The sequence below is a fragment of the Desulfobacula sp. genome, assembly GCF_030145145.1.
GTDB lineage: Bacteria > Desulfobacterota > Desulfobacteria > Desulfobacterales > Desulfobacteraceae > Desulfobacula.
Genome location: NZ_JAQYWD010000009.1, coordinates 139727 through 152452 on the forward strand (window position 1 = coordinate 139727; position 12726 = coordinate 152452).

Annotated in this window: 13 protein-coding genes; 8 read left to right on the forward strand and 5 right to left on the reverse strand. The window is 46.4% G+C overall.

Features of this window, described 5'->3' with window-relative positions; translation table 11 throughout:
* Positions 1–60: 60 nt before the first annotated feature.
* Positions 61–795 carry an HD domain-containing protein gene (locus Q1Q15_RS07080; protein WP_300457988.1) on the reverse strand — a complete coding sequence of 245 codons (735 nt, stop codon included), beginning with the start codon at positions 793–795 and terminating at the stop codon, positions 61–63.
* 112 nt (positions 796–907) lie between these two features.
* Positions 908–2551, reverse strand: coding sequence for a hydroxylamine reductase (hcp, locus tag Q1Q15_RS07085; protein ID WP_300457990.1), 1644 nt, complete (start codon positions 2549–2551; stop codon positions 908–910).
* Between the two features lie 220 nt (positions 2552–2771).
* On the opposite strand from hcp, the gene Q1Q15_RS07090 reads away from it, so the two are divergent.
* Positions 2772–3392 carry a Crp/Fnr family transcriptional regulator gene (locus tag Q1Q15_RS07090; protein ID WP_363320890.1) on the forward strand — a complete coding sequence of 207 codons (621 nt, stop codon included), beginning with the start codon at positions 2772–2774 and terminating at the stop codon, positions 3390–3392.
* Positions 3393–3474: 82 nt separating this feature from the next.
* Here Q1Q15_RS07090 and Q1Q15_RS07095 read toward each other — a convergent pair whose 3' ends face one another.
* Both Q1Q15_RS07095 and Q1Q15_RS07100 read right to left on the reverse strand, forming a co-directional pair.
* Positions 3475–3657, reverse strand: coding sequence for a hypothetical protein (locus Q1Q15_RS07095; RefSeq protein ID WP_300457992.1), 183 nt, complete (start codon positions 3655–3657; stop codon positions 3475–3477).
* 96 nt (positions 3658–3753) lie between these two features.
* Entirely contained in the window at positions 3754–4746 is a 993-nt protein-coding gene (locus tag Q1Q15_RS07100) for a YhdH/YhfP family quinone oxidoreductase (RefSeq protein WP_300457993.1), read from the reverse strand.
* Positions 4747–4921: 175 nt separating this feature from the next.
* Between Q1Q15_RS07100 and Q1Q15_RS07105 the strand changes: the two genes are divergently transcribed.
* From Q1Q15_RS07105 to Q1Q15_RS07135, 7 genes are all read left to right on the forward strand, one after another.
* Entirely contained in the window at positions 4922–6064 is a 1143-nt protein-coding gene (locus Q1Q15_RS07105) for an MFS transporter (protein WP_300457995.1), read from the forward strand.
* Between the two features lie 111 nt (positions 6065–6175).
* The gene (locus tag Q1Q15_RS07110) at positions 6176–7381 is read left to right on the forward strand and encodes a THUMP domain-containing protein (RefSeq protein ID WP_300457997.1); all 1206 of its coding nucleotides are present in this window, start codon (positions 6176–6178) and stop codon (positions 7379–7381) included.
* 27 nt (positions 7382–7408) lie between these two features.
* Positions 7409–7576, forward strand: coding sequence for a hypothetical protein (locus tag Q1Q15_RS07115; protein ID WP_300457998.1), 168 nt, complete (start codon positions 7409–7411; stop codon positions 7574–7576).
* 257 nt (positions 7577–7833) lie between these two features.
* Positions 7834–8034 carry a hypothetical protein gene (locus Q1Q15_RS07120; protein WP_300458000.1) on the forward strand — a complete coding sequence of 67 codons (201 nt, stop codon included), beginning with the start codon at positions 7834–7836 and terminating at the stop codon, positions 8032–8034.
* Positions 8035–8322: 288 nt separating this feature from the next.
* Complete coding sequence (locus tag Q1Q15_RS07125) at positions 8323–8964, forward strand: succinate dehydrogenase cytochrome b subunit (protein WP_300458001.1); 642 nt, start codon at positions 8323–8325, stop codon at positions 8962–8964.
* A 10-nt stretch (positions 8965–8974) separates the two neighbouring features.
* Complete coding sequence (locus tag Q1Q15_RS07130; protein WP_300458003.1) at positions 8975–10888, forward strand: fumarate reductase/succinate dehydrogenase flavoprotein subunit; 1914 nt, start codon at positions 8975–8977, stop codon at positions 10886–10888.
* Positions 10889–10905: 17 nt separating this feature from the next.
* Positions 10906–11658, forward strand: a complete 753-nt coding sequence (locus Q1Q15_RS07135; RefSeq protein WP_363320891.1) for a succinate dehydrogenase/fumarate reductase iron-sulfur subunit — start codon at positions 10906–10908, stop codon at positions 11656–11658.
* 957 nt (positions 11659–12615) lie between these two features.
* Here the strand turns inward: Q1Q15_RS07135 and Q1Q15_RS07140 are convergent.
* Positions 12616–12711 carry an SEC-C metal-binding domain-containing protein gene (locus Q1Q15_RS07140; RefSeq protein ID WP_300458011.1) on the reverse strand — a complete coding sequence of 32 codons (96 nt, stop codon included), beginning with the start codon at positions 12709–12711 and terminating at the stop codon, positions 12616–12618.
* Positions 12712–12726: the final 15 nt, after the last annotated feature.

Here is a 12726-nt window from a genome sequence, read left to right on the forward strand (position 1 = left end):
TCTCATTTTATATCAAGTTGAATACTAGCGTTGATGCAGCCTATTCTTCAACGGAATGTCTTAATTCATTTCTATTAAAACCTGTTTGGCAAGCTCATTTCCCGCTTCGGTTAAAAACAGCCGGTCAAGCTTGGCAATAAAGTCGCGATCATTAACACTGGTTTTCTTTTCGCAGGCGGCCATATGGGTGAGCATGTCGGCATCATGCAGGATTTTCCGGTTCACGCTGTCCGCTTTTGTCACTTGGCTGCGGTGTCCGACCAATTCAATGACGTCATTGATCAACGCGTCTTTGGCCCCTAATTTTACCATGAGCTCTCTGGCCACAGTCACACTTTCTTTTTCCATGAATTCCGGTGCAACAGAATTGTATTTTTCCTGGGCATTTTTTATACCAATATCATATAAATATGCCGCACAAAGCACCACGGCCAGGTTTGCCCGTTCTTTTTTTCCGATTTTTTCTGCAAAATTTGCCACCTTTGCTGCATGCCCAATCCGTTTAAAATCCGTTCCAAAATGTCGCTTCATTTCTACTGCCACCCGGTCTTTCAATAGATCATCTCTTTTGGCAACAAACTCTTCCGGCAGTGTTCCCAGGCATTGCTCGGCAAACTTGCAATAGGCGGCACAGCCGAAATCCATTCTGGGATTGACGATTTTTTTCTTGCAATGGGCGCATCTTCTCGTGGCATCGTCTTTAAAAAATTCCATGGGATGACCGCATTCCGGGCATTGGGTTTCAAAGATGGCGTCTCCGTTCCAGTATTGGGTATCTTGTCCAGGGCATTTCATATTCAGCCTCCTTTTATGAGAGGAGAGTAGTGAGACAATGATATTGTCTGTTCTCCTCATATCTCACTACTCACAACCATTTGACTCAACTGTCGATCTTCAGCATATTTGATTACTTACCCTGCATCATGGCTTCTACGTCAGCATCAGGCGCTGTAATGGGTTTAATATCAAAGTTTTTTACCAGCACATCCAGTACAGCCGGGGAAATAAATGCCGGCAGTGTGGGCCCGAGTCGGATGCCTTTAATTCCCAGGTGGAGCAGTGCCAGAAGCACGGCACACGCTTTTTGCTCATACCAGCCAATATCAAAGGAAATGGGCAGGTCATTGATGTCTTCCAGGCCAAACACTTCCTTGAGTTTAAGGGCAATCACGGCCAGAGAGTAACAATCGTTGCACTGTCCGGCATCAAGCACCCTTGGAATCCCACCGATATCCCCCAGGTCAAGTTTGTTGTACCGGTATTTTGCACATCCGGCCGTCAGGATGACAGCATCTTTTGGTAGTTTCTCGGCCACTTCGGTAAAATAATTTCTGTCTTTTTGACGACCGTCACAGCCTGCCATGACAACAAATCGTTTGATCGCACCGGATTTTACGGCATCAACCACTTTGTCTGCCAGGGCCAGTACCTGATTATGGGCAAATCCACCGACAATTTTACCGGTTTCGATTTCTTCCGGTGCGTTGCAGGTTTTGGCCAGGGCCACCACTTCGGAAAAATCTTTTGCACCACCGTTCACCCGGTCCGCAACATGTTTTATGCCGGGATAAGATACCACACCCGTGGTAAAGACCCGTTCCTTGTAAGTGGTTTTCTTTTTCATGGGAATAATGCAGTTGGTGGTCATGAGAACAGGACCGTTAAAGGTTTCAAAATCCTCATTCTGGTGCCACCAGGAGCCGCCGTAATTGCCTTTCAGGTGGGCAAATTTTTTAAAGGCAGGATAATAATTGGCCGGGAGCATCTCCCCATGGGTGTAAACATCCACGCCGGTGCCGTCTGTCTGTTTTAACAATTCTTCCATGTCTTTAAGATCATGCCCGGAGATCAATATTCCAGGATTTGATCCCACGCCAATGTTGACTTCCGTCAGTTCCGGGTGTCCATAGGCGGTTGTGTTGGCTTCGTCCAGGGCTGCCATGGTGGTCACTGCCATCTCACCGGCCTTGAGCACCAGGCCGACCATTTCATCCACAGACAGATCCTGGGTGGTGGAGGCCAGGGCTTCAAAAAAGAAATCATAGATTTCATTTTTTTCTACGCCCAGGATGGCAGCATGATCTGCATATGCCGCAATTCCTTTTAACCCGATGACCAACAGTTCGCGAAGGGATCTGACGTCCTCATTTTCAGTCGCCAGGATGCCCACGGTTTCTGCTTTGGCTTTATAGGACGACACATCATCGGAATACCAGGTCGCACTCGCATGAAGGTCGGTTCCCACGTTATCCTTGACGCTTTCAAACAGCTCTTTTTTGACTTTCTGGGACTGTTGAATCCACTTCACCAGGTTTTCGTCATTAAAATTTGTATTGGTTATGGTGGTGAAAAGCGCTTTAGCCACAAACAGACCCACCTCTTTTGGCGTTTCAGCACCCTGGGCCTTGGCCGCAGTGGCAATCACACTGATGCCTTTGAGATCATAAATTAATAGATCCTGAAGATTGGCTGTATCATTTTCTTTTCCACAAACACCTTTGATGGTGCATCCTTGATTTTTTGCAGTTTCCTGGCATTGAAAACAAAACATGTTGTCGTCTCCTTGTATTAGGGTTGATGAACAATTGATCTTTACATCCTGGCATGAACTTATTATACAACAGAAGATAAGTCCTTGACATAGATCAAGCAAGGTTGGTTTTTGTTACTTTTTTTGGTTTTAATTGTTTTAGAACGTCACCAGAGGAGAAGTATACGATATTAAAAATCTAAAAACAATCTCTCTTTTTTCGGGTCTCTCCGATGAACACCTGGAAAAAATAGCCGCCATTGCCTCAACGCTCAAATTTGATAAAGGAGAAATGATTTTCCATGAAGGGGATAAGGGAGACGGGTTCTATATGGTTGACAAGGGAAAGATTAAAGTGTTCAAACTTTCTTTTGACGGCAAAGAACAGATCCTTCATATTTATGGGCCGGGCCATATTTTTGGAGAAGTTCCCGCGTTTGAAGGCAAAAACTTTCCCGCTTCTTCCATGGCCCTGGAAAAAGCCACTATTCTTTTTCTTCCCAGAGATAAATTCGTCCGTTTAATTACCAGCACACCCGGGCTTAGCATGAACATGCTGGCGGACCTTTCCAGGCGGCTCCGGGAATTCACTGTGCAGATTGAAAATTTAAGTTTAAAAGAAGTGCCTGCGCGCCTTGCTGCCTATATTCTCACCCTTTCAAAAGAACAGAAAAATGAACGGCAGGTGACCCTTCCCATATCCAAAGCACAATTGGCCAACTTGATCGGCACAACGCCTGAGACTGTTTCCAGGATATTAAAAAAAATGATGACGTCTTCTTTTATTGATGTGCAGACCAAAATTATTTTGATTAAAGACCTCCAGGGGCTGCTGGACCTGTCTGAATCCGGTCGTCTGTAAACATCCCGATTTTTACGCATTTGAACCGGAAAGGATCAAGGGTTAAAACCAGGATGTTTTTTAATCTTTAATCGGTTTGAATTTAGCCGGCTTCATAGGTACATGAAGTGAAATCTATTTCTTCGCCGCATTTGTCGCATTTATGGGTTTTGTCAAATTCGTCTGAGAAGATTTCTTTTTTTGCATTGCATTTTGGGCAATTGCAGGTGAAAGATTTCAACTCTTTAAATTGTTCAAAACCGGGGCAGTGTTGTGGGGTTGTCATCATATTCTCCTTTTTTATTGCTTTGGTTAAATGGGAAACTCGGTGAAAATTAAATGTCAATTTGTCATCCTTGTCAAGCGAAAACAAAGATTTAATTTAGTTCAAATTGACAAGGGTTCGGCCGTTCAATTCTCCTTTTAACATCCGTTCGATTTTATCATTTAACTGGTCCAAAGATATTTCATCAACCAGTTTTTCAAAATAGTCAAATTTCCAGTCTGAAGCAAGCTTGTTCCAGACAGTGGATCTAAATGCCATGGGGCAGTCCTGGGAACCGATTCCCAGAAGGGAGACCCCCCTTAAAATAAAGGGGAAAACCGTCATGGGCAGATCTGCAGAGGCCACATTTCCGCAGCAAGTGACAATCCCTTCCGGTTTTGTCGATTTGATAGCGGTCGCCAGGATTTCGCCGCCTACTGTGTCAATAGCGCCGGCCCATTGTGGCTTTAAAAGGGGCGATGTCGTATTTTTCAGAAAATCATTCCGGGCAATGATGGTTTTAACGCCCAGGTTGTTCAGCAAAGTGGTGTCTGTTTTTCCGGACACTGCAACGACAGTATACCCAAGGTGGGATAAAATACCTGCGGCAAGGCTTCCGACGCCGCCCGTAGCACCGGTGACAAGGATATCGCCATGGTCGGGCCCAAGGGTTTGGGTCAGTTTGAAAACAGACATGCCGGCCGTCAATCCGGCGGTCCCGAATATCATGCTCTGCTTCAGGTCCAGACCATCCGGCAGTTTGACGACCCAGTCCCCGGGCACACGGATATACTGCCCGAATCCCCCTGCCGTGTTCATGCCAAGATCGTAACTGGTAACAATGACCTTTTCTCCTTTTTTTATGGTGTCAACACGGCTTTCTTCAACAATGCCGGCGGCATCAATTCCGGGTGTATGGGGGTATTGTTTTGTCACGCCGCGATTTCCACTGGCGGATAAAGCATCTTTATAATTCAGGGAAGAATAAAGAACCCGAACCAATACGTCATTGTCCGGAAGGGTATCGATCAAGGCTTCTTTTACCTGTCCTGTAAAGTTATTTTTTCCGGTTTCCTCAACAATGAATGCGTTATATGATAAATTATCCATATCTGTCATCCTTATACGGTTAATGATGGGAAGGCTTTAACTTTTATCTGCTCAGTATTTCTCTATCAGAATTCCATGGGATATCCAATTGTTTTTAAAATTTGGTTGAAAAAAATGATATTGACCCGGCATATATATTTTTACTTTCGTACCTAAATTTGCTAATCATGTCGGGATGAAAAATCAAAAATTCCAAACAGGCCGGGTAACCCTTGTCGCATTCTCCCATTTTATTCATGATGCCTATACCAGTTTTCTTGCGCCGCTGCTGCCCATCATTATAGAGAAGCTGTCGCTGACCTTAAGCCAGGCCGGTTTGCTGACAACGGTGATGCAGATTCCAGCCATACTCAATCCTTTTATCGGACTGTTTGCCGATAACAAGGGACTGGCACGATGGCTGGTTGTCCTTGCACCGACGTTCACAGCCATACCCATGAGCCTTATTTTAAGCGCCTCTTCATACTATTATCTGCTGGTTCTTGTCTTTTTTGCCGGGATCAGTGTGGCGCTCTATCATGTCCCCTCACCTGTTCTGGTGGCAAAATATTCCGGGAAGAAGAAGGGCCTGGGCATGAGTATCTTTATGACAGGAGGGGAACTCTCCCGGACCCTGGGTCCCATATTGGCACTGCTGGCACTATCCTTTCTGGGAGCGGATCATTTTTATGGGGTGATGGGAGTTGCCATGTTAACTTCGGTGGTGTTGTATTTCACCCTTGAAAAAGAACCAGAAAAAACCAGTATTAAACGGAGCGGTTCTTTAAAATCGTCCTATCATGAAATCAAGCATGTGCTGATCCCCTTGTCCGGTATTTTATCGGCCCGATCCTTTATGATGGCATCCATGGGGGTTTTTCTCGCCGTTTTTGTGGAACGGGAGACCGGAAGCCTCTGGTATGGCGGGGCTGCCCTTGCTTTGTATGAGGCCTTTGGTGTGGCCGGGGTTTTCAGTGCGGGAACGCTCAGTGACCGGCTGGGAAGGCAACGGGTCCTGTTCTGGGTATTGATGGTGGCACCGGTTGCCATTCTGAGCTTTGTTTTTACAACGGGCATTATACAGATTGTCATGCTGGTGATCGCCGGGTTTACGGTTTTGTCAACCACCCCTGTCATGTTGGCCATCATCCAGGAAAATGCCAGGGAAAATCCCTCGGTAGCCAATGGCCTGTTCATGATGATCTCCTTTGCCGTCAGATCTATAGCCGTTTTTTTGACCGGTATTATCGGTGATGTGGCAGGGCTTGAGAATATGTTTATCGTGAGTGCTTTGATCGGGTTCACTGCGATTCCGTTTTTATTAAAACTGGACCGTTAAGACTGCAGCTAAAATACATGGAAAGGTTATCTTTTTCAGGACATTTTCAAACGGATGAAATCCTGTTATGATGAGCCCTGTTATGTGGAGAACAATCAAAGGATTTAAACAGTGAACACAGTGAAAAAAAGTATCCTTCAAAAGGGAAAAGGCAAGACACGAAAACAGGCAAAACTTGACTATCTATATGAAAAAGAATCCCGTTATTTTGCCCAGGTTGCTGAAACAGTAAAAGACATTGCCATAAAAGAACTCAAAGAACTGGGGGCCGATCATGTACAGCCGGTTTTCCGGGGGATATGGTTTTCAGCATCCAAAAAGAATTTTTATCGGATCGTTTATTTTTCAAGGCTTCTTTCAAGGATTCTTGCCCCCCTTGTTTCTTTTGAATGTCATGATAAGGATGACCTGTATAAAGCGGCAAAAAAAATCAGGTGGGAAGAGTTTTTAACCCCTAAAAAAACATTTTCCATTGTGGCAAATGTGTCTGAATCGGAAATTACCCATTCTAATTTTGCCGGGTTGCGGATCAAAGATGCCATAGCCGATTATTTCAGGGACAGGACCAATAAGAGACCGAATGTGGATGCACGAGATCCTTATCTCATTGTCAATCTGCATATTCACAGGAACATGGCAACCCTGTCCATTGATGCCTCAGGCGGGTCATTGCACAAACGCGGTTACCGGGAAGAATCCGTATCCGCCCCCATGCAGGAAACCATAGCTGCAGCCATTATCCGGCTGTCTGAATGGGATGGACAAGTCCCGTTATACGATCCCATGTGCGGATCAGGCACCCTTTTGTGTGAGGCCCTTATGGCGTACAGCCGGATACCGGCCCAGGTGTTCAGAACCCAGTTCGGGTTTGAGCGCCTACCGGATTTTGATGCTGCGTTATGGGAGCAGATCAAACGAGAGTCCCGGGACAATTTCAGGGAATTGAAAGCAAACATGATTTCGGGAAGTGATGTGTCCGAACATTCGGTTAATGCGGCAAGAATCAATATCATGGGGCTTCATTTCGGCAGTGAAATCACCATTGAACTCAAGGATTTTCAGGCGATTGAAGCCATAAAAAACAGTGTGATTGTCACCAACCCGCCCTATGGTATCCGCATGGGCAAAGACCAGAATCTCAATCTGTTTTATAAGAACCTGGGGCTTTTTTTTAAAAGCAGGTGCCGTCAATCCACCGCTTTTGTCTATTTTGGAGAACCCAAATACATTAAAAAAGTGCCGCTTTCTCCTGCCTGGAAACGTCCTTTGGAAATCGGCGGCCTTGACGGTAAATTGGTAAAATACGATCTATATTAGCATCAGTCCGGGAAGACTTAGCAACCTATGGAAAAATCAAAATCAAGTGGAAAATATACCTGTAATGAGTACCGGGAAGAAATGATCCTTTTGGGGCTGCAAAAAAGACTGGCCGCCCCAAATGTAACCCCTGAAGAAAAAAAAGAGTTGCTAAGGGAGATTGCCAGGGTTGAACAGCAGATGGGGATCGCTTGAAATTTTTTTACCTGTTCAGCTGGGCGCTTAATTTATGGTCTTTAAGATCCCGTTTAATTAGAGGCAGTGTGTTTCCGAACCCCTTGATCTGTTACCGGGATAGGGAGCAATACCCCAAGAATTTAAAAGGATAAACTTTTCTATTGATTTGGTATAATAATTGCTTATTATTTAATTAATAACTGTCAAGGAAAATCAAAGCACAAGGTGATTATGACAGGCAACGTTATGCTATTTATGGATAGGAAGGACTGATCATGAAAATTGAAGAAAAACCTTTTGAAGTCACAAAAACATTTGGACTGGGTGTTCTGTTGAAGTTAACAAAGAAAAATATTCAAGGGATCGAAATAATAAGTGACGGAGAAAAATTCAGATCCAATGTGACGCTGAATAAACTTTCCGATGCTGTTAATGCCACGATAAAGGCACATAATATTAGTTTGAAAATTAAGTAAGGGAAGCATGGGGAATGTAAGTCACCTTCATAAAATTGTAAAGCCAATACTGACATAAAATGGCGCTAACCGAGTGGATCGGTTTTCCCCGTAGGTTCGACACCCGTTTTTTAATCTTTAATCAGGTCTGACTTTTCTCCCTCAGTTAGGTCTCCAATTTATTCAAAGGCTATAAGCATATCGAAATTGCGTATAGCTTTTTCAATAATTCCATTGACAGATCTAACTTTAAGCAATAAATATTATTTTTTTAGACGGATTTACTCATAATAATTTCCGGAGGAATATATGAACTGGTTAACACAAACCCTTGGATCGTCCATCGGCAAAAAACTACTGATGGCACTTACCGGCTTTTGTTTTGTCGGCTTTTTAACCGTCCACCTGGCTGGTAACCTCACCGCGTACATGGGCTCGGAGGCCTTTAACGCTTATTCCGAGCATCTGCATTCTTTAGGCCCCTTGATTACCCTGGCCGAATGGGGGCTATTGACCCTGGCACTGGTCCATGTGCTTACCGGCACGGTCCTCTTTTATCAAAATGTCAGCGCCCGTCCGGTTCGCTACAAAGTCAGCAAGCGCGCCGGCGGCCGTACCATCGGATCCGCCACAATGCCCTATACCGGCTTTTTTGTGCTTGCATTTGTTATTTTCCACCTGATGAACTTTCACTTTGTGGATAAAACCGGTACCACCATCTTTCAAATTGTCTCTCACGCATTTGGGAATCCGGTCTATATCGGTATCTATATCACGGCCATGATTATCGTCGCCGTGCACATCAGCCATGGATTCTGGAGCGCCTTTCAAACCCTGGGCGCCAACCATCCCAAATACACACCCTTTATCATGGGATTCGGAATTGCCGTCAGCGTGATCTTCGGCATTGGTTTCGGTTTTCTGCCTATCTATATTACGTTAATTGCATAAGGAGGTTTCAATGCAGCTTGATGCAAAAATACCGGCCGGTCCGCTTGCGGAAAAATGGGACAACTACCGCGGCAAAATGAAACTGGTCAATCCGGCCAATAAAAGAAAATTCAATATCATCGTGGTGGGCACCGGTCTGGCCGGCGGCAGTGCTTCGGCAACCCTGGCCGAACTCGGCTATAACATAAAAACATTCTGTATTCAGGACAGCCCCAGGCGGGCGCACAGCATTGCGGCCCAGGGCGGCATCAACGCTGCGAAAAACTACCCCAATGACGGGGACAGTATCTGGCGTCTTTTTTACGATACCATCAAAGGTGGTGACTTCAGGTCCCGGGAAGCCAATGTCTACCGTCTGGCCCAGGTGAGTAACAACATCATCGATCAGTGTGTTGCCCAGGGCGTGCCCTTTGCCAGAGAATATGGCGGGCTCCTGGCAAACCGCAGTTTTGGTGGTGCCCAGGTATCACGAACCTTCTACGCCCGGGGACAGACAGGACAGCAACTGCTCTTAGGGGCCTACAGTTCACTGTCCCGACAGATCGCCGCCGGTAAGGTACAGATGTTCACCCGCCGTGAAATGGTGGATCTGGTTCTGGTGGATGGCAAGGCCCGGGGCATCATCGTCAGGAACCTGATCACCGGAGAGATGGAACGCCATGCCGCAGATGCCGTGATCCTTGCCAGCGGGGGCTACGGGAATGCTTTTTATCTGTCCACCAATGCCACCTCCTGCAATGTGGGCGCCGCCTTCAAGGCCTACCGGAAAGGGGCCCTGTTTGCCAACCCCTGTTATACCCAGATCCACCCCACCTGCATTCCCAATACAGGAGAATATCAGTCCAAACTGACGCTCATGAGTGAAAGCCTGCGTAACGACGGAAGGGTCTGGGTGCCGCGTGACCCCAATGATAAACGGCGGCCCAACCAGATCCCGGAAGAAGACCGAAGCTATTACCTGGAAGAAAAATACCCCAGTTTCGGCAATCTGGTACCCCGGGATGTGGCTTCCCGCAATGCCAAGGAACAATGCGATGCCGGCAGGGGCGTGGGGTTGACCGGCTATGCCGTTTACCTGGATTTTGCCGATGCCATCCACCGCGACGGCAAAGAGGCGATCCGTAAAAAATATGGCAACTTGTTTGATATGTATTATAATATCACCGACGAAGACCCCTACCAGACCCCTATGATGATCTATCCGGCGTCCCACTATACCATGGGCGGATTGTGGGTGGATTACGAACTCCAGAGCAACATACCGGGACTGTTTGTCCTGGGTGAAAGTAATTTTTCAGACCACGGGGCCAACCGACTGGGGGCCAGCGCCCTGATGCAGGGACTGGCCGACGGCTATTTTGTCATTCCCTACACCATTGCCCCCTACCTGGCTGAATCCGGCGTTTCCAATGTGACCGCGGACCACGTAGCCTTTACCGATGCGGCCCGGCAGGCAGATGCCGCCGTCAAAAAACTCATGGCCATCAACGGCAAACGAACTGCTGATAACATTCATCGGGAACTGGGCAAGATCATGGTGGATCATGTGGGTATGGCCCGCAATGAATTCGGTCTTAAAAAAGCTGTCGGGCAAATTCAATCCCTGCGCGAAGAGTTCTGGCAGAACCTCCTGATCCCCGGAACCGACACGGATTACAATCTCAGTCTGCAAAAAGCCGGCCGACTGGCCGACACGTTGGAGTTTGCCGAACTCATGGCCGAGGATGCCCTGGCACGTGTAGAATCCTGCGGCTGTCATCTGCGGGAAGAATCCCAGACCGATGAAAATGAAGCCCTTCGGGATGATGACAATTATCGCCATGTCGCTGCCTGGGGATATGCCGGTTATGGTGAAAAACCAACCCTTCACAAAGAACCGCTGACCTTTGAAAATGTTGAATTAACGCAAAGGAGTTACAAGTGACACACGCAACCGATACCATCAATATAACGCTGAAAGTCTGGCGCCAGAAAGGCCCCAGGGACAGGGGCCGGTTTGAAACTATTTTGGCCAATGATATTCATACCCACATGTCTTTTCTGGAAATGCTGGATGTGGTCAACGAACAACTGGCCCTGGACGGCAAAGAACCCATTGAATTCGATAATGACTGCCGGGAAGGCATCTGCGGCATGTGCGGCTGTGTGGTCAACGGAACGGCCCATGGTCCTGAAAAGGCCATGACCTTGTGTCAACTGCATATGCGCAAATTCAAAACCGGTGACACCATCGTGGTGGAACCGTTCAGAGCCAGAGCATTCAAGGTCGTCAAGGACCTGATTGTCGATCGAAGCCCCCTGGACAAAATCATCCAGGCCGGGGGATATGTCAGTATGAATACGGGGGGCGCAGCAGACGCCAACAGCCTCCCTGTTCCTCAGGTCACCGCCGAAAAAGCCATGGACGCCGCCGCCTGTATCGGATGCGGTGCCTGTGTGGCCGCCTGCCCCAATGCATCGGCCATGCTGTTTGTCAGCGCCAAAATATCCCAGCTGGCCCTGCTGCCCCAGGGACGTCCCGAAGCGGCCCAGCGCGCCATGAACATGGTGCATATTATGGATGCCTGTGGGTTCGGCAACTGTTCCAATGAGCGGGAATGTGAAAATGTATGCCCCAAAGAAATTTCCATCGTCAATATTGCCCGGCTGAATCGTGAATTTTTTAAAGCTGCATTTACTTCAGATGCCGTGTGAATCGAGTTCCGGAATTCAATCGAATTCCGGAACAGCATATTTAATTCTAACAAAAAAATGAACCGAATTTCCCCGGTTATTTTTAGTGTTGGCTATATCGAACGGTTTGCCCGTCCGGCTGCTCTTGCCAGCATTTTTAATATCAGCACGTCAACAGTCCAAAAATGGGAAACAAGGCAAAAAGAAACCTGCTGGTGCATCAAGAAACCTGTTGGATATCATGGAAAGAAAGGGCTTGGCGGCTCTTATCTGAAACCATCCAAGAGGGTAAAAAGCTGAAAGGTTTTAATAAAAAGGTGCTGACTTCTTTTGCCAGTACTGCCTGGAATCAAAATCAACACGGTGGGTCTTGTATTTATAGTCCGGGGTCTTTTTTTTGACCATGAGAAGCGTGGACAATAGCCAGGGCAACAGAATTTTTGTCAACCATTTTTTAAAAAAAATCACCTTGATAAAATTAATTTTTAATTTGTGTCCATGATAAAATGATAAAGGTTTCATACAGAGATCTTTCCGACTATCAGGTGCGGTTAAGAAAAGGCGCTTTAGAATACTATTTGAATGGTTGAATCTTTGAAAAGTTATGAATTGTTGCAAGTATCATTGACTCTTGAAATTTGAAAAAGCCTCCATATTCTGGTTTAAACAATTTGAGATAAAGCGTGGACTCACTGGGATAGTCTGGGGTTTTCATCCAACTAAAAAATGGATTTTGTGACGTAAGTAGTCATCACCTCAAGCACTTCGATCTGATCGCCAGATTTTATATATCAGGCCCCCAATAACAAAAGAAGTCAAAGATAGTTTAAACGACAGTCTTGGTCAACAAAAACAAATTGTGGGGGGGGGTGGAATTTTTCCCCTGTCATGGCCAATCTGGAAATGATCTTTTTAACCTTCGGATTGCTTTATCTCGTATGACTGTTGTCCAGGGAATCTGAGAAATGGAGACAACCGTCAATAACAACACTTCTTAAATTTTTTCCCAGATCCACACGGGCAGGGATCATTCCTGCCGACCGTTACTGCTAACGTTTTTGAAGTGGTTGGCACTTTCTCGGACCCTGT